The organism is Streptomyces sp. NPDC002446 (assembly GCF_053595675.1).
Genome location: NZ_JBSFYC010000001.1, coordinates 247,171 through 264,415, shown reverse-complemented (window position 1 = coordinate 264,415; position 17,245 = coordinate 247,171). Strand labels below are relative to the sequence as shown.

16 protein-coding genes are annotated in these 17,245 nt (G+C 70.8%); 9 read left to right on the top strand and 7 right to left on the bottom strand.

Going from position 1 to position 17,245, the window contains the following annotated elements:
* The first annotated feature begins 71 nt into the window (after positions 1-71).
* Entirely contained in the window at positions 72-1,523 is a 1,452-nt protein-coding gene (locus ACWD6P_RS01130) for an MFS transporter (RefSeq protein ID WP_451441864.1), read from the top strand.
* 616 nt (positions 1,524-2,139) lie between these two features.
* On the opposite strand, the gene ACWD6P_RS01125 is transcribed toward ACWD6P_RS01130, so the two are convergent.
* Complete coding sequence (locus ACWD6P_RS01125) at positions 2,140-3,060, bottom strand: helix-turn-helix transcriptional regulator (protein ID WP_451441863.1); 921 nt, start codon at positions 3,058-3,060, stop codon at positions 2,140-2,142.
* Positions 3,061-3,187: 127 nt separating this feature from the next.
* Between ACWD6P_RS01125 and ACWD6P_RS01120 the strand changes: the two genes are divergently transcribed.
* From ACWD6P_RS01120 to ACWD6P_RS01110, 3 genes are all read left to right on the top strand, one after another.
* Positions 3,188-4,612 carry an MFS transporter gene (locus tag ACWD6P_RS01120; protein WP_451441973.1) on the top strand — a complete coding sequence of 475 codons (1,425 nt, stop codon included), beginning with the start codon at positions 3,188-3,190 and terminating at the stop codon, positions 4,610-4,612.
* Positions 4,613-4,754: 142 nt separating this feature from the next.
* Positions 4,755-5,759: an aldo/keto reductase gene (locus tag ACWD6P_RS01115; RefSeq protein ID WP_451441862.1), complete on the top strand. Its 1,005-nt coding sequence runs from the start codon at positions 4,755-4,757 to the stop codon at positions 5,757-5,759.
* A gap of 92 nt (positions 5,760-5,851) precedes the next feature.
* Entirely contained in the window at positions 5,852-6,433 is a 582-nt protein-coding gene (locus ACWD6P_RS01110; protein ID WP_451441861.1) for a TetR family transcriptional regulator, read from the top strand.
* Between the two features lie 66 nt (positions 6,434-6,499).
* Here the strand turns inward: ACWD6P_RS01110 and ACWD6P_RS01105 are convergent, their stop codons facing one another.
* The 4 genes from ACWD6P_RS01105 to ACWD6P_RS01090 all read right to left on the bottom strand — a co-directional run bounded on the left by ACWD6P_RS01105 (position 6,500) and on the right by ACWD6P_RS01090 (position 10,416).
* Positions 6,500-7,117, bottom strand: a complete 618-nt coding sequence (locus tag ACWD6P_RS01105) for an anthrone oxygenase family protein (RefSeq protein ID WP_451441860.1) — start codon at positions 7,115-7,117, stop codon at positions 6,500-6,502.
* Between the two features lie 318 nt (positions 7,118-7,435).
* Complete coding sequence (locus tag ACWD6P_RS01100) at positions 7,436-8,329, bottom strand: D-alanyl-D-alanine carboxypeptidase family protein (protein ID WP_451441859.1); 894 nt, start codon at positions 8,327-8,329, stop codon at positions 7,436-7,438.
* A 156-nt stretch (positions 8,330-8,485) separates the two neighbouring features.
* Positions 8,486-9,124 carry a response regulator gene (locus tag ACWD6P_RS01095; RefSeq protein ID WP_451441972.1) on the bottom strand — a complete coding sequence of 213 codons (639 nt, stop codon included), beginning with the start codon at positions 9,122-9,124 and terminating at the stop codon, positions 8,486-8,488.
* 44 nt (positions 9,125-9,168) lie between these two features.
* A complete protein-coding gene (locus tag ACWD6P_RS01090; protein ID WP_451441858.1) occupies positions 9,169-10,416 on the bottom strand; it encodes a sensor histidine kinase in 1,248 nt (415 codons plus the stop codon).
* 125 nt (positions 10,417-10,541) lie between these two features.
* Between ACWD6P_RS01090 and ACWD6P_RS01085 the strand changes: the two genes are divergently transcribed.
* Entirely contained in the window at positions 10,542-11,036 is a 495-nt protein-coding gene (locus ACWD6P_RS01085; RefSeq protein ID WP_451441857.1) for a hypothetical protein, read from the top strand.
* A gap of 374 nt (positions 11,037-11,410) precedes the next feature.
* Here the strand turns inward: ACWD6P_RS01085 and ACWD6P_RS01080 are convergent, their stop codons facing one another.
* Positions 11,411-12,793: a glycine--tRNA ligase gene (locus ACWD6P_RS01080; RefSeq protein WP_451441856.1), complete on the bottom strand. Its 1,383-nt coding sequence runs from the start codon at positions 12,791-12,793 to the stop codon at positions 11,411-11,413.
* Positions 12,794-12,981: 188 nt separating this feature from the next.
* Between ACWD6P_RS01080 and ACWD6P_RS01075 the strand changes: the two genes are divergently transcribed.
* The 4 genes from ACWD6P_RS01075 to ACWD6P_RS01060 all read left to right on the top strand — a co-directional run bounded on the left by ACWD6P_RS01075 (position 12,982) and on the right by ACWD6P_RS01060 (position 16,238).
* The gene (locus ACWD6P_RS01075) at positions 12,982-13,974 is read left to right on the top strand and encodes a metal ABC transporter substrate-binding protein (protein WP_451441855.1); all 993 of its coding nucleotides are present in this window, start codon (positions 12,982-12,984) and stop codon (positions 13,972-13,974) included.
* A gap of 29 nt (positions 13,975-14,003) precedes the next feature.
* Positions 14,004-14,795: a metal ABC transporter ATP-binding protein gene (locus ACWD6P_RS01070; RefSeq protein WP_451441854.1), complete on the top strand. Its 792-nt coding sequence runs from the start codon at positions 14,004-14,006 to the stop codon at positions 14,793-14,795.
* A gap of 12 nt (positions 14,796-14,807) precedes the next feature.
* Complete coding sequence (locus ACWD6P_RS01065; protein ID WP_451441853.1) at positions 14,808-15,713, top strand: metal ABC transporter permease; 906 nt, start codon at positions 14,808-14,810, stop codon at positions 15,711-15,713.
* A gap of 96 nt (positions 15,714-15,809) precedes the next feature.
* Positions 15,810-16,238, top strand: a complete 429-nt coding sequence (locus ACWD6P_RS01060; protein ID WP_451441852.1) for a Fur family transcriptional regulator — start codon at positions 15,810-15,812, stop codon at positions 16,236-16,238.
* 143 nt (positions 16,239-16,381) lie between these two features.
* Here ACWD6P_RS01060 and ACWD6P_RS01055 read toward each other — a convergent pair whose 3' ends face one another.
* Entirely contained in the window at positions 16,382-17,200 is an 819-nt protein-coding gene (locus tag ACWD6P_RS01055) for an isoprenyl transferase (RefSeq protein WP_451441851.1), read from the bottom strand.
* Positions 17,201-17,245: the final 45 nt, after the last annotated feature.

Here is a 17,245-nt window from a genome sequence, read left to right as displayed (position 1 = left end):
CCCATTGTCCCGCACCGCGCGAGTGGCCCTGCCGGAGCCTGTGCCGGCCCGAATCGTTGTAGCGTTCAACCATGCCTGACCTCAGCCGCCGGCGTCGACTCCTCGTACTGGCGATCTGCTGTATGAGCCTGCTGATCGTCAGCCTCGACAACACCGTCCTCAACGTCGCCCTGCCCTCCATGCAGCGCGAGCTGGGCGCCTCGGTCTCCGGGATGCAGTGGACGATCGACGCCTACACGCTGGTGCTGGCCTCGCTTCTGATGCTGGCCGGTTCGACCGCCGATCGGCTCGGCCGGCGACGGGTGTTCCTGGCCGGGCTGGTGGTCTTCGCGATCGGCTCGCTGCTGTGCAGCCTGGCGCCGGGCCTGGACTGGCTGGTGGTCTTCCGGATGGTGCAGGCGATCGGCGGCTCGATGCTCAACCCCGTCGCGATGTCGATCATCACCAACACCTTCACCGACCCCCGGGAGCGGGCCCGCGCCATCGGGGCGTGGGGCGGGGTGGTCGGCATCAGCATGGCGGCCGGGCCGGTGGTCGGCGGACTGCTGGTGCAGAGCGTCGGCTGGCGCTCGATCTTCTGGATGAACGTCCCCATTGCGGCGCTCGCGCTCTTCCTCACCCTGCGCTACGTCCCCGAATCGCGCGCCCCCAGGCCGCGCCGGGTCGACCCGGTCGGCCAGCTGCTGGTGATCACGCTGCTCGGCTCGCTGACGTACGCGATCATCGAGGCGCCGGGCGCCGGCTGGGTGTCCGCGGAGATCGTGGGGTTCGTGCTGGTGGCGGTGGTCTCGCTGGCGGCGCTGATCGGCTACGAGCGGCGTCGTGCCGAACCCCTCATCGACCTGCGGTTCTTCCACAGTGCCCCGTTCAGCGGCGCCACGGTCGTGGCCGTCTGCGCCTTCGCCGCGCTCGCCGGCTTTCTCTTCATCAACACCTTGTACCTGCAGAACATCCGCGGGCTGTCGGCCCTGGACGCCGGGCTCTACATGCTGCCGATGGCCGGGATGACGCTGTTCTTCGCGCCGGTGTCGGGGCGGCTGGTGGGCAGCCGCGGGCCCCGGCTGCCGCTGCTGCTCGCCGGTGCGGCGATGGGGGCGAGCGGGCTGCTCTTCGCGGCCTTCGACGCGCAGTCGGCCGAGGGGCTGATGTTCACCGGCTATGTCCTCTTCGGCATCGGATTCGGCCTGGTCAACGCGCCGATCACCAACACCGCGGTGTCCGGTATGCCGCGCGCCCAGGCCGGGGTGGCCGCCGCCGTGGCCTCCACCAGCCGGCAGGTCGGGCAGTCGCTCGGGGTCGCGGTGATCGGCGCCGTACTGGCGAGCGGGGCGCATGCCGCAGCCACCGCGGACGAGTTCCTCGCGGCCGGCCGCCCGGCCTGGTGGATCATCACCGGCTGCGCCGCGGCCGTCCTACTGCTCGGCGCCCTGACAACGGGCCACTGGGCAAAGACCACGGCCACACGCACGGCGACGCTCTTCGAGGAGGAACGGGGGGAACAACGGGCCAGCGCGCGGCCGTAGGGGCGGCCGTAGGGGGTGGTTTCGAGGCGTGGCGTAGCTGGCGGGCTGGTTTTTCGGCGTGGCCTACGTCGCGGCTTGGTTTTTCCGCGTGCCCTACCTCGCGGGCCGGTCTCCCCGCATGCCCCTACCTCGCGGCCTGGCTTCCCCGCGTACCCTCGCCGCGCGGCTTGGTCTCCTCGCGTACCCACACCTCGGGCCCAGACTCCCCGCAGGCCCCCACCTCGCGGCCTGGTTACCCCGCATGCCCCACCCCGCGGCCTGGCCTGCCCCGGCCCCACCTCGCAGCCTGGCTTCTCGCGTACCCTCACCGCGCGGCTTGGTCTCCCCACGTACCCCCACCGCGCAGCCCGGTCACCCCGCGTGCCTCGGCCCGGATCACCCCGCACGCCCCCACCGCGCGGCCTGGCCTCCCCCAGCCCCGCCTCGGGCCCGATCACCCCGCGTACCCCCACCTCGGGCCCGGTCACCCCGAATGCCCCCACCTCGGACCCCGTCTCCCCCAGCCCCACCGGGAACACCCGTCCGCCCCGCCCGGTTGTGGCCCGCAGGGGGCGATCGTGACCCCTACGGGAAGTGTTCGCCCGCCCCTTAGGGCGCTGCATCCGCCGGATACCCCTCACACCGCAGCGAGCGCCGTCAGCTCCGCCAGCTGCTCCAGCCGCTCGCGGGACGTCTCGTCCACCGGGGCGTACGACACCAGCTTGGGTCCGGGGTTGGGCCCCGTCCACAAGCTCGTGGCCGTCAGCTGGAGTACGCCCACCCGCGGATGCCGGAAGACCTTGACGGCGCTGACCGGGCGGACGACCTCGTGCTGGGCCCAGATCTCCCGGAACTCGGGCGAGGCCTCCGTCAGCCGCGCGACCAGCGCCTTCCAGGGCGGCTCCGCGACATGCTCGGCCATCGACGCCCGGAACTTGGCGGCCATCACCCGCAGGCTGGCGTCCAGGTCGACCACACTGGCCCGCCACTGGGGGTTGGTGAAGGCCAGCCACATGCAGTTGCGGTCCTCCTCGGGCAGCGCGTCGAGATCACACATGAGCTGCCCGTACGTGCTGTTGTAGGCGAGGATGTCGAACCGGCTGTTCTGGAGGACCGCGGGGAACGGGGCGAGCTGCGTCAGGATCTGCCGCAACGCGCGCGGTACGCCCGTGCACTCCCTTCCCGGCAGCGGGTCGACCGCCCCGGCCAGCGCGAAGAGATGGCTGCGCTCGGCGCGGTCGAGCAGCAGCGCGCGGGCCACCGCGTCCAGGACCTGCGGTGATACGTGGATGTCCCGGGCCTGTTCGAGCCAGGTGTACCAGGTGACTCCGACCGCCCCCAGTTGTGCGACCTCCTCGCGGCGCAGTCCCGGTGTGCGCCGGCGCCGGCCGCGCGGCAGGCCGACCTGCTCGGGGGTGATCCGCTCGCGCCGGCTGCGCAGGAAGGCGGCCAGCTCGGCCCGGCGGGCGGCGTCGTCGCGCGGGGCGTTGACGGCCGGCGGGGCAGCGGCGGCAGCGGGGCTTGTGGCAGCCTGCGTCGGGGAAGCGTCGACGGTCATGCGTCCAGCGTGCCGTAGTCCCCAGCCGGTTGCCAGGTAGCGCCGGTACCAGGATAAGAACACTCTGGTACCCGTCTGAGCGGTCCGGGATCGTCGACCTGTGAGCGATACCCGAGCACAGACCGCCATCCAGGAAGCCCCGGCGAACGCCCCTCAACAGCGCACCGCCACCTCCGCGTTGACCCCACTCGGTCTTCTGACCGTCCTGCTGGGCGCGGCCCTCCCCATGATCGACTTCTTTATCGTCAATGTCGCCCTGCCGACCATCGACCACGATCTGCACGCGGGCCCCGCGATGCTGGAGATGGTGGTGGCCGGCTACGGGGTCGCGTACGCGACGCTGCTGGTCCTCGGCGGCCGGCTCGGGGACATGGCCGGCCGCCGCCGGCTGTTCCTGTGGGGCCTGTTCACCTTCGGCCTGACGTCGCTGGCCTGCGGTCTCGCGACGGACGCGGGGACGCTGGTGGCCGCCCGGGTCGCCCAGGGCGCGGCGGCCGCACTGCTGCTGCCGCAGGTCCTGGCCACCATTCAGGCCACGACCGCCGGCAAGCGGCGGGCCAGGGCCGTGAGCCTGTACGGCGGCACGGCCGGGATCTCCAGCGCCGTCGGCCAGGTACTCGGCGGTCTGCTGGTCTCCGCAAACCTGGCGGGCACCGGCTGGCGCGCGGTCTTCCTGGTGAACGTCCCGATCGCCGCCGTGGCCTGGCTGCTGGCGGTCCGCGCGGTGCCCGAGACCCACTCCCCCCGTCCGGCCCGGACCGACGTTCCGGGCACCGTGCTGCTCGCCGTCACCCTGATCACCCTGCTGCTGCCGCTGACCGAGGGCCGGGCGGCCGGCTGGCCGCTGTGGTCCTGGGTCCTGCTGGCCGTCTTCCCGTTCGCGGGCGCCGCGTTCTTCCTCGTGGAGCGCCGCGCCGAACGTGCCGGCCGGACGCCGCTCGTGCCGCCGTCGCTGCTGCGCATCCCGTCCGTGAACAGCGGTCTGTCGGTGATCGTTCCGTTCTCGCTGGGCTTCGGCGGCTTCATGTTCGTGGTGGCCGTCGCCCTGCAGAACGGCCTGCACTACGGCCCCCTCGCGGCCGGCCTGTCGCTGGTGCCGCTCTGCGTCACCTTCTTCTTCGCCTCGCTCGCCGGGCCGCGGCTGGTGCGGCGGTTCGGGCGACGGGTGGTGATCGTCGGTTCGCTGATCCAGGGGGCGGGGCTGATCGCCCTGGCCCTGACCGTGTACGCGAGCTGGCCCGGTACCTCCGTAGCCGGCCTCGCGCCCAGCATGGCGGTGCTCGGCGTCGGCCAGGGCATGGTGCTGCCGGTGCTGCTGCGCATCGTGCTGAGCGAACTGCCGGTGACGCAGGCGGGCGTGGGCGGTGGCGTCATGGTCACCACCCAGCAGTCCGGCCTCGCCCTGGGCGTGGCCACGCTCGGCACCCTCTTCCTCGCGCTGCTGCCCTCCGTCGGCATCCGCGACGCGCTGCTCGCCGCCCTGCTGACCCAGCTGGCGATCGTCGCGGGCACGACGGTGCTCACGCTGCGCCTGCCGCGGACGCTGCGCTGACCTGCGGGAAGGCCCGCGGGCGGGGTCCATCCCACCCCCGACTCACACATGACGGCTGACAGATATTGAAATCTGTCAGCCGTCATGTCATAGTGAATGCGCTACCACTTCCCCCTCATCCCTCATCACTCAGGAGCACGTCGTGCAGACCCGCAACCTGGGCACCAGCGGCCCGCAGACCTCCGCCCTCGGCCTCGGCTGCATGGGTATGTCCGCCCTCTACGGCGACAGCGACCGCGGCGAGTCCCTCGCCACCATCCATGCCGCCCTCGAAGCGGGCATCACCCTGCTCGACACCGGCGACTTCTACGGCATGGGCCACAACGAACTGCTGATCAACGAGGCCCTGCGCACGGCCCCCGCGGCGGCCCGCGAGAAGGCGCAGATCAGCGTCAAGTTCGGTGCCCTGCGCACGATCGAAGGCGGCTTCACCGGCTATGACGGCCGGCCGAACGCGGTGAAGAACTTCGCCGCGTACTCCCTCCAGCGCCTGGGCGCCGACCACATCGACATCTACCGGATCGCCCGTATCGACCCGGACGTGCCGATCGAGGAGACCGTCGGCGCCATCGCCGAGCTGGTCGAGGCCGGGCATGTGCGGCACATCGGCCTCTCCGAGGTGGGCGCGGAGTCCCTGCGCCGGGCCGCTGCCGTCGCCCCGATCTCCGACCTCCAGATCGAGTACTCCCTCATCTCCCGCGGCATCGAGGACGCGATCCTGCCCACCGCCCGCGAGCTGGGCATCGGCATCACCGCATACGGCGTGCTGTCCCGCGGCCTGATCAGCGGCCACTTCGACCGCGACCGCAAGCTCGCCGCGAACGACTTCCGCGGGATGAGCCCGCGCTTCCAGGGCGAGAACCTCTCGCGCAACCTCGATCTGGTGGACGCGCTGCGCAAGATCGCCGAGCAGAAGGGCGTCTCGGTCGCCCAGACCGCCATCGCCTGGGTGCTCTCCCGCGGCGAGGACATCGTCCCGCTGGTCGGCGCCCGCCGCCGCGACCGCCTGACCGAGGCACTCGGCGCCCTCGACGTCGAACTGGACGCCGGGGACCTGGCCGCGATCGAGCAGGCGATACCGGCCGACGCCGCCTCCGGTGAGCGTTACCCGGCCGAGCAGATGGCCCACCTGGACAGCGAGCGCTGACCACCGGGCCGCACGGCGGCCAGGGCCGGGTACCGTCCGTAGGTACCTGGCGCCTGCCGCCCGCCGCTCTCCTCGAAAGGTCCTGCCGACCCATGCCCCCCGAGACGTTGACCCCCGAGCGCATCCTCGAAGCCACCGAGGAGGTGCTGCGCCGCTACGGGCCGGCCAAGGCCACGGTCGTGGACGTGGCGCGCGCCCTGGGCGTCAGCCATGGCAGCGTCTACCGCCACTTCCGCACGAAGGCCGCGCTGCGGGAGGCGGTCACGGAGCGCTGGCTGGACCGTACGAGCCAGGAGCTGTCGGTCATCGTCACGGAAGAGGGCCCGGCCCCCGAGCGTCTGGACCGCTGGCTGACCGCCCTCTTCGAGGCCAAGCGGCACAAGGCCGGCGACGACCCCGAACTGTTCGCCACGTATATGACATTGATCGGCGAGAGCGGCGGGGTGGTCGACCGCCACATCACCGACCTGGAGGCACAGCTCACCACCATCATCGAGGCCGGCGTCAGCCAGGGCGCCTTCCAGACCCCCTCCCCCGCCATCGCCGCCCGCGCCGTGTTCGACGCCACCGGCCGCTTCCACGACCCGTGCTACGCCCCCGAGTGGTCCCGCCCGGAGATCACCGCCGACTTCGAGGCCGTCCGCGACCTGGTCCTGCGCGGCCTGCGCAGCTGAGACACCCGAGCCGGGCGCCGCGCCTGCCGCGGACGGCAGTTATGCCGCGCCCGCCGTGCCGTGCGGTTACGCCGCGCCCGCCGTGCCGTGCAGAACGAGTGCCCAGGCGAGGAGGGCGAAGGCGGCGGTGTGGGCGAGGGCCCGGACGGTGTTCCAGGTGACCCAGCGGCTCTCGAAGGCGGTCCTGGCGGCCCGGAGCGGCTCGCGCGACGAGGGCGACGAGGGCGACGAGGGCGACGAGGGCAGCGAAACCGGCGAGGGCACCTCATCCGCTCCGCCGGGGGCGCTGGCGTCGTCACCGCCGTCCGCTGCGGTGCCGTCCGGGGTGTCCTTGAGTGCGCTGTCGAGCGCGTTGTTGAGCGGAACGTTGATGCCGCCGGTGATGAGGAAGCCCGCCAGATACAGCGCCAGCGCGGAGAGGATCCAGGGCAGCGCCACCCGGCCCGGCCCGTTCCAGGCCAGGACCGTGGCCAGGACGAGCAGCGGGACCGGCAGCAGGAAGGGGAGCAGGAACCAGCCATTGACGATGGCCCGGTTGATGTTCTGCATGGCCTGGACGAAGGTACGGTCGCTCGTCCGGGCGAGGCCGGGCATGACCGCGTAGGCGAAGGCGGTGAACAGTCCGGCCATCAGCCCGGCGCCGAGCGTCGCCAGCAGCAGCGTCGCGGTCTGCAGTGCTCTCATGACTCCTCCAGACGTGATTCCCGCAGACGCGGTTCCGGCAGACGCGGTTCCTGCAACGTGTTTCCCGCAGTCGTCGCTTCCTGCAGACGCGGATCCTGCAGCGTGTTTCCCGCAGACGCGCTTCCCGCAGCCACGGTTGCTGCGGCCCTGTTCCCGCAGGCGAAGGGGCCTGCCCGCGACCCTGCGATCGCGAACAGGCCCCGTGTCCGGCCCGGTTGGGCCCGGTCCGGTTCAGTCCGGTTCGGCCCGGTCCGGGCCGGTCCGGACCGAGCAGCCGGCCGGCCGGCTCAGTCGGGCTCGTCTGGGAACCCGACCGGGCTACTTCTTGAAGGCGTAGTCCATCAGCTTCTTCGCGTCCGCCGTGCGGTTGGCGACCGACGAGGAGGCGAGGACCGTGCCGATGACGGTCTTGCCGTTCCGGGTGGCGGCGAAGACCAGGCAGTACTTGGCCTCCGGGCCCGAGCCGGTCTTGACGCCGATGGTGCCGGAGTAGCTGCCCAGCAGGTTGTTGGTGTTGGTCCACTCCATGTAGCGGTAGCCACCGCTCTTCGTGGTGACCTTCTGCTTCGTCGACTTCGTCTTCACGACCGTACGGAACGTGGAGTACTTCATCGCGCTGCTGGCGAGCTTGGTCAGATCGCGCGGCGTCGAGTAGTTCGCGCCGTGCCCGATGCCGTCGAACGAGTCGAAGTGCGTGTTCGTCAGCCCGAGGCTCCTGGCGGTGGAGTTCATCTTGCCGATGAACGACTTCACCCGCTCGTCCCGCGTGGACCCGCTGCCGAACTTGTCCGCCAGCGCGTACGCCGCGTCGCAGCCCGACGGCAGCATCAGCCCGTACAGCAGCTGACGGACCGTGACCTTGTCGCCGACGATCAGCCGGGCCGACGAGGCCCAGTTGTTGTTGACGATGTAGTCGCTGTACGCCTTCTGGACCGTGACCTTGGAATCCAGGTTGAGATTCGGCTGTGCGAGCACCACCCGGGCGGTCATGATCTTGGTGGTGGAGCCGGTGGAGCGACGGGTGTCCGCGGCCTTGGTGAACAGGGACTTACCCGTGCCGTTGTTCATCACGAAACCGCCGTTGGCGGTGATCGTGGGCGTCGGGAGCGTGGCGGCCTGCGCCGGGGCGGCGAGCGCCCCTGCCGTCAGGACAGCTCCAGCGGTGATGACGACCGCAGAGACGCGACGAATGGCCTTGATGCCGGTTTTCAAATTGAATACTCCAAATACCCCTGGTACCCCTGCAGTGCGGCCCATATGAGAAAGCCGCTCGCTCGTGAGACGCATGAGAGAGACCAATGGATGCGCACCGGCGACGGCAATCTACTCCGTTTCGCGCAGCGGAACCCCGACACGCCACACGGCGGATCAGCCGCCCACCCCCAGGAAGCGCAGCACAGCCAGCACCCGGCGGTGATCGGCGTCGGCCTTCGGCAGGTCGAGCTTGGCGAGAATGTTGTTGATGTGCTTGGCGACCGCGCTCTCGCTCACCACCAACTGGGCGGCGATCCCCGCGTTGGACCGGCCCTCGGCCATCGAGGCGAGCACCTCCCGCTCACGGGCCGTCAGCCGCTCCAGCGGATCGCTCGCCCGCCGCACCAGCAGCTGGGCGACGACCTGCGGGTCGAGCGCGGTGCCGCCGTCCGCCACCCTCCGCAGCGCCTCGATGAACTCCTCGACATCCGCGACCCGTTGCTTGAGCAGATAGCCCACCCCGCTGGTGTTCGTGGCGAGTAGATCGGCCGCGTACCGCTCCTCGACGTACTGGGAGAGCATCAAGACCGCCGTCGCGGGCCACCTCTGACGGATCGCGAGCGCCGCCCGCACCCCCTCGTCGGTGAAGCCGGGCGGCATCCGTACGTCCACCACCGCGAGGTCCGGCCGGTGCTCCTCGACCGCGGCCAGGAGCCCCTGCGCGTCCCCGGACTCCGCTGCCACCTCGAACCCGGCCATCTCCACCACCTTGACCAGCCCGATCCGCAGCAGCACGGAGTCCTCGGCGATCACGGCACGTCGCACAGCAGGCCTCACATCAGACCTGGTCTCGGGCCTCACATCGGGCACGGCAGCTCCACGCTCATCATGGTCGGGCCCCCCACGGGGCTGCTCATCCGGAAAGTTCCGTCCACGGACCGCACTCGCTGGACGAGCCCCTTCAGCCCGCTGCCCTTGGACGGATCGGCCCCGCCCATACCGTCGTCGGCGATCACCACCCGTAGTATCCCGCCGAGCCTGGTGACCGTCACGTCCGCCCGGGTCGCCTCCCGCGCATGCTTGGCGATGTTGGTCAGCGCCTCGGAGACGACGAAGTACGCGACCGCCTCGACGGCCGCCGCCGCCCGCCGCGGCGGATCCGCCGGCTCGGGCGGCTCGGGCGGCAGATCCACCCGCAGCCGTACGGGCAGCGGGGCGCGGGCCGCGAGCCCGGAGAGCGCCGCATCCAGCCCCAGCTCGTCGAGTACGGCGGGGTGCAGCCCGCGCACGAGGGTGCTCAGCTCCTCGATCGCGTCCTTCGCCTCGCGGTGCGCCGCCTCGATGACCTCCCGCGCCTCCGGCGGCAGATCCGTCAGCGTGGCCTTGGCCAGGCCCAGGTTCAGCGCCAGCGACACCAGCCGCTGCTGCGCCCCGTCGTGCAGATCGCGTTCGATGCGCCGCCGTTCGGCGTGCGCGGCGTCGATGGCCCCGGCGCGGCTCTCGGTGAGGTCCGCCACCCGCTGCGCCAGGTCCGCACTCGGGTCGGGCCCCAGCAGATCAGGGCCGAGGCGCGCCTCCAGGCGTACCAGGACAGCAGCGAGGGCGGGAACCGCGGCGAGCGCGGCAAGGCCGGCGAGCGTGACGTAGAACGCCTGGGTGGTGTAGCCGGGGTGGTCGATCCGCCACTGGAAGGGCACCGCCCATACCCACACGTACACCGTGGCGGCGGCCAGGCCCGTCAGCAGCAGGGCCAGCAGCAGCACTTCGAGGCAGCCGAGCAGCGCCCCGACCACGCAGTGGTAGCCGAACTGCCGCCCCGACCGCCGCCACCCCGGGCGGGGGATGTCGATCCCGAGCAGTTGCCGGAAGCGCCAGCGATGGGCGGCGGTCAGCGCCGGTACGCACGCCACCGTCAGCACCACCGCGACGCCCAGGACCACCGGCACACTGGCGTCCCGCCCCTCGACGATGATCTCCCATACGAGACCGAAGATCATGAACAGCAGGAACCCGGTGAGCAGGTGCAGCGGCGCCCCCAGAGCGAGGAAGGACGTATCGCGGGTCAGGCGGGTGAGCACGCGCCGCAGCCGGGGCGGGATTTTCATGATCCAACCCTAGGTGCCGGGGGCCGCGGGCCGCCATGAAGCCCGTTGCCGTATGGGGGGTGTAGCTAGTGCCACCCCAGGTCGGACAGCCGCGTTACTGACTGCGACCGCCGCGAACCGGAGTCTTGATCAGGAGCCCGACGGCCGGGTTCATCACACTGGAAGAGACCTCCGCCATGGCCCTGATCGCCTTCAACTCCCCCGTAAACGACGGAAGTTACGCGACGCCTTCCGAGGTCTGCCACGGACCCGTACGGGTCGGCACCGCCCGCCGCTGGCAGGGCCGCATCCTGGCGGGCGCCGGGCTCGCGCTGCTCCCCTGGCTCGGCTACCTCGCCGGTACGCTCCCGCCCGCCGAGGCGGCCGCCTGGGTCGCCCTCGACGCCCTGGAGGCCGCCGCCCTCCTCACCGCCGGTACCCGCCTGCTGCGCGCCGTCCCCCGCCACCGCGCCCCCGCGGCCGCCGCGGCCGTACTCCTCCTCGCCGACGCCTGCATCGACCTCGCCACCGCCGCCCCGGGCGCGGAACTGGCCACCGCGATAGCCATGGCCGTCGCGGCCGAACTTCCGCTGGCCGCCCTGTGCGCGTACCTGGCGTCGCGGCCGACGCGGGGCGCGTAGCCGGGCGGGCGGGCGGCACCTAGGGGGTGGCCGAACGCATCCCGTAGGGGACGCGAGGGCCCCCTGCGGGGCCACAACGCGGCCGCACCCGGCGGCATTCCCGCGGCCCAGCCCCCGCCACGGCGCCCCACGGCACCCCACGCCGCGCCCCACCCCACGCCACGCCCCACGCAAAAGCGCCGGCCGGGCCCGGATTCTCCGAGCCCGACCGGCGCTTGAGGCCAATCACCGAGACCGCCCCACGAGGGAGCCGAGGCCACCCCGCAAGGACCGCCAAAGCCACCCCACAAGGAGCTCCAGCGCCACCCCGCGCGGGACTAGCAGCCCAGCGCCACCCGCGCGGGACGAGCAGCCCAGCGCCGCCCCCGCGCGGACTAGCAGCCCAGCAGTCGCCCGCCCAAGTACGACTGGATCTGGTCCAGGGAGACCCGCTCCTGCTTCATCGTGTCGCGCTCGCGCACCGTGACGGCGTTGTCGTCGAGGGTGTCGAAGTCGACCGTGACGCAGAACGGCGTGCCGATCTCGTCCTGGCGGCGGTAGCGGCGGCCGATGGCGCCCGCGTCGTCGAACTCGATGTTCCAGTTCTTGCGCAGGTCGGCGGCGAGGCCCTTGGCCTTCGGCGACAGCTGCGGGTTGCGCGACAGCGGCAGGACCGCGACCTTGACCGGCGCCAGGCGCGGGTCGAGCTGCATGACCGTGCGCTTCTCCATCTTGCCCTTGGCGTTGGGCGCCTCGTCCTCGACGTACGCGTCGAGCATGAAGGCGAGCATCGCGCGGTTCACACCGGCCGCCGGCTCGATGACGTACGGAGTCCAGCGCTCGCCGGCCTCCTGGTCGAAGTAGGAGAGGTCCTGGCCGGACGCCTTGGAGTGCGCCGACAGGTCGTAGTCGGTGCGGTTGGCCACGCCCTCCAGCTCGGAGAACTCGGTGCCGCCGAAGTTGAAGCGGTACTCGATGTCAGCGGTGCGCTTGGAGTAGTGCGAGAGCTTCTCGGCCGGGTGCTCGAACCAGCGGATGTTCTCCTCGCGGATACCGAGGTCGACGTACCAGTTCCAGCGCTGCTCCATCCAGTATTCCTGCCACTGCTCGTCCTCGCCCGGCTTGACGAAGAACTCCATCTCCATCTGCTCGAACTCGCGGGTGCGGAAGATGAAGTTGCCCGGAGTGATCTCGTTCCGGAAGGACTTGCCCATCTGCGCGATGCCGAACGGCGGCTTCTTGCGCGAGGTCTGCTGGACCTGGGCGAAGTTGGTGAAGATGCCCTGCGCGGTCTCGGGGCGCAGGTAGGCGACCGAGGCGGTGTCCTGCGACGGGCCGAGGTGGGTGGAGAGCAGACCGGAGAACTGCTTGGGCTCGGTGAAGCCGCCCTTGTTGCCGCAGTGCGGGCAGTTGATGTCGGCGAGGCCGTTCTCGGGGAGTTTGCCGTGCTTGGCCTCGTACGCCTCCTCCAGGTGGTCGGCGCGGAAGCGCTTGTGGCAGGAGGTGCACTCGGTGAGCGGGTCGGTGAAGGTGGCGACGTGGCCGGACGCCTGCCACACCTCGGGGGCCAGGATCACCGACGAGTCGAGACCGACGACGTCGTCGCGCGAGGTGACCATGGAGCGCCACCACTGACGCTTGATGTTCTCCTTGAGCTCGACGCCCAGCGGACCATAGTCCCAGGCAGCGCGGGAGCCGCCGTAGATCTCACTGCAGGGATAGACGAAGCCACGGCGCTTGCTCAGGCTGACGATGGTATCGATCTTGTCGGCGGCCACGGTGCTCTCTTCATTACGACGACGAACGATGGATGGGCGGCGCCCTAGCGCCTCGATGCTGGGCGAATAGTTCAGGGTACCGGCGGGCGCACCCCCCGGACCAAATCGGTTCCGGCCTGCTGTCGCCCCGCTCACACCGCCCCGGCGTTTGTTGACAATCGTTTCCATGTTTGTTGAAAATGACTGTCATGAACATACGCCGTCACATATCCACCGCCGCCGTTGCCGGAGTCTCGGTGCTCGGCCTCCTGGCCCTCTCCGCATGCTCCGCGAACAGCGGCGGCGTGCGTACGGATGACGGCAAGCTGAAGGTGACAGCGTCTTTCTACCCCATGGAATTCCTCGCCGAGCAGATCGGCGGGAAGCACGTCGAGGTCACCGGCCTCACCAAGCCGGGCGTCGAGCCGCACGACCTGGAGCTCACCCCGAAGCAGACCGCCCAGCTCAGCGGCTCCGGCGCGATCGTCTACCTCAAGGGCCTGCAGCCCGCCGTGGACGAGGCGATCGAGCAGTCCGGCGTCGAGAACCTCGCCGACGCGGCCTCCCTGACCTCCCTCGAAGCGCACGGCACCGAGGTCGGCGGGCATCAGCACGCCGACGGCGACCACCACGCGGAGTCCGAGGCCGAGCACTCCGGGCACGCGCACGAGTCCGAGGGCGGCAAGGACCCCCACATCTGGCTCGACCCGGTGAAGTACGCCGAGGTCGCCAAGGGCGTCGGCAAGACCCTCGCCAAGGCCGACCCGGGCCACAAGGCCGACTTCCAGAAGAACACCGACGCACTGGTGAAGAAGCTGGAGGGGCTGGACAAGGAGTTCAAGGACGGGCTGAAGAAGCGGGCGTCGGACACCTTCATCTCCACCCACGCCGCCTTCGGCTACCTCGCCGAGCGCTACGGCCTGACCGAGGAGGCCATCAGCGGTCTCGACCCCGAGTCCGAGCCCAGCGCCAACCGCATCAACGCCCTGCACACCCTCGCCGAGGAGCACCACGTCTCCACGGTCTTCTTCGAGACGATCGCCAACCCGGCCACCGCCAAGACCCTGGCCGGCGATCTGCACCTGAAGACCGATGTGCTCGACCCGCTGGAGGGCATCACCGCCAAGTCCCGCGGCAAGGACTACTTCGCCGTGCAGCGCGCCAACCTCGCCGCCCTGCAGAAGGCCCTCGGCAGCAAGTGACCAAAGCCGCCCCGCCGTCCCGGCCCGTTATGGAGGACACCGTGAACCAGCCGCATCCCCAGCCGGTCATCGACCTGCGCGGCGCCACCGCCTCCCTGGGCGCCCGCCCCGTGCTGCGCGGCGTCGACCTCACCGTCCGCTCCGGTGAAGTCGTCGCGCTGCTGGGCGCCAACGGGTCGGGCAAGTCCACCGCCGTGCGCTCGGTGATCGGCCAGGTCCCGCTCACCGGCGGTGGACTCTCCCTCTTCGGTACGGAGTTCCGCCGCTTCAAGGACTGGGCCCGCATCGGATACGTCCCGCAGCGCACCACCGCGGCCGGCGGGGTCCCCGCCACCGTCCGCGAGGTCGTCACCGCCGGCCGGCTGGCCCGTACGAAGCTGGGCATCCTGCGCAAGGCCGACCGGGAGGCCGTGCACCGGGCCCTGGAGCTGGTCGGGATGGCCGACCGCGCCAAGGACTCGGTCAACGCGCTCTCCGGAGGACAGCACCAGCGCGTGCTGATAGCCAGGGCGCTGGCCGGCGAACCGGAACTGCTGATCATGGACGAGCCGATGGCCGGCGTCGACCTGGCCAGCCAGGAAGTGCTCGCCACCGCCCTGCGCGAGCAGGTCGCCCGCGGCACCACCGTGCTGCTGGTCCTGCACGAGCTGGGCCCGCTGGAGCCGCTGATCGACCGCGCGGTGGTGCTGCGCGACGGCTGCGTCGTCCACGACGGTCCCCCGCCCAAGGCCGTGGGCCAGCACGCCCTGCCGGGCCACGACCACGTCCACCCGCACGCCGACGCCGCCGCGGAGCCGCTCCGCACCGGCCTGCTGAGCTAGGGGCTGCCGCCAATGGAGATCCTCACCTACCCGTTCATGCAGCGGGCCCTGATCGCCGCCCTGATCGTCGGCGTCACCGCCCCCGCCATCGGCATCTACCTCGTCCAGCGCCGCCAGGCCCTGATGGGCGACGGCATCGGCCATGTCGCGCTCACCGGCGTCGGCCTGGGCTTCCTGCTCAACCAGAGCCCCGTCTGGATGGCCACCGCCGTCGCCGTCGCCGGCTCCGTCGTCATGGAGCTGATCCGCTGGTACGGCAGGACCCGCGGCGATCTCGCGCTGGCCATGCTGTTCTACGGCGGTATGGCGGGCGGTGTGCTGCTGATGAACCTCTCCGACGCCGGCTCCAACGCCAACCTCGGTACGTACCTCTTCGGTTCGATCACCACCGTCTCGCCGCAGGACATGACGACGATCTGCGTACTGGCCGCGCTGGTGCTGGCGATCACGGTCGGGCTGCGCCGCCAGTTGTTCGCGGTCTGCCAGGACGAGGAGTTCGCCCGGGTGACCGGCCTGCCGGTGCGGGTGCTGAACCTCCTGATCGCCGTCACCGCCGCGGTCACCGTCACCGTCGCCATGCGCGTCGTCGGGCTGCTGCTGGTCAGCGCCCTGATGGTGATCCCGGTCGCGGCCGCCCAGCAGATCAGCCGCAGCTTCGCGGTCACCTTCGTGGTGGCCGTGGCGATCGGTGTGGCGGTCACTCTTACGGGCACCACCACCTCGTACTACGTGGACGTGCCGTCCGGCGCGACGATCGTGCTGCTCGCCATCGGCCTGTTCGTGATCTTCACGGCGCTGGCCGCTCCGCTGGCGAAAAAGCGCGCCAGGTATGCCGCCGGGACCGGGCAGGGGTGCACTCTGGAGGTACCCGGCAGCCGCACCACCGCCGACGAGGTGAAGGTGGGCGAACAGCCGTAAACGGGTAAGCGTCCCACCCGTGGGCCGGTCATCACCTGGCACAATGGCGGGACGTATGTGCCAGGGAGAAGTCCCTGACGTCCTAGGGAGGCAACGGTGGCGACGAGCGCGGGATCTCCGGTACGCGGCCGGTCGACGCGGCAGCGGACCGCGGTGTCCGCCGCACTCGACGAGGTGGACGAGTTCCGCAGTGCGCAGGAGCTGCACGACATGCTCAAGCACCGCGGCGACTCGGTCGGACTGACCACCGTCTACCGGACGCTGCAGTCGCTCGCCGACGCCGGCGAGGTCGATGTGCTGCGCACCAGCGACGGCGAGGCCGTCTACCGCCGGTGCAGCACCGACGATCACCACCACCACCTCGTCTGCCGGTCCTGCGGCAAGGCCGTCGAGGTCGAGGGCCCGGCGGTGGAGAAGTGGGCCGACCAGATCGCCGCGGAGCACGGCTTCCAGGACGTCGCGCACACGATCGAGATCTTCGGGACCTGCGGCGACTGCGCGGAGCGGGCCGCGCAGAAGAAGTAGCCGCGGAAGAAGCAGCCGCGGAAGAAGCAGCCGCGGAAGAAACGCAGTAACGCGCGCGACGCCACGAGAGCGGGCCGCCCCCTGGTGGGAGGCGGCCCGCTTCGTCGTCTGCGCGTCTGCGCGTCTGCGCGTCTGTGCGCGCCTTACGTGGCCGGCTGGCCGTCCGCCTCCGGCGCCGCTCCGAACCGGCGGTCGCGCTTCGCGTACTGCAGGCACGCGTCCCACAGGTTCCGGCGGTCGAAGTCCGGCCACAGAATGTCCTGGAACACCATCTCGGCGTACGCGCTCTGCCAGATCAGGTAGTTCGAGGTCCGCTGCTCGCCCGACGGCCGCACGAAGAGATCCACATCCGGCATGTCCGGGTAGTACATGTACTTCGCGACGGTCTTCTCATTGACCTTCGACGGGTCCAGCTTTCCGGCCCGTACGTCGGCGGCGATCGCCGCCGCCGCGTCCGCGATCTCCGCGCGACCGCCGTAATTCACGCAGAAATACAGCGTCATCGCGTCATTGTTCGTGGTCTGCTCCTGGGCGATCTGGAGCTCCTGCACCACGGACTTCCACAGCTTCGGCATCCGCCCGACCCAGCGGATACGGATACCCAGCGCGTCCATCTCGTCACGCCGCCGCCGGATCACATCCCGATTGAAGTTCATCAGGAATTTGACTTCCTCGGGCGACCGCTTCCAGTTCTCCGTCGAGAACGCGTACAGCGAGAGGTTCTTCACGCCCATCTCGATGCAGCCCTTGAGGACGTCCATGACGACGCCCTCGCCGACCTTGTGGCCCTCGGTGCGCGGCAGCCCGCGCTCCTTGGCCCACCGGCCGTTGCCGTCCATGACGACGGCCACATGGTTCGGGACGAGCTCACCGGGGATCTTCGGCGGCCGCGCACCGGAAGGGTGCGGCTCGGGCGTCTCGTACTCGCGCCGATTACGGCCCAGAATCCCGCGTCGTGCCATGCGGCCCACGTCTCCTATGTGTCGCTTCGGGGGTCTTCTCTAGGT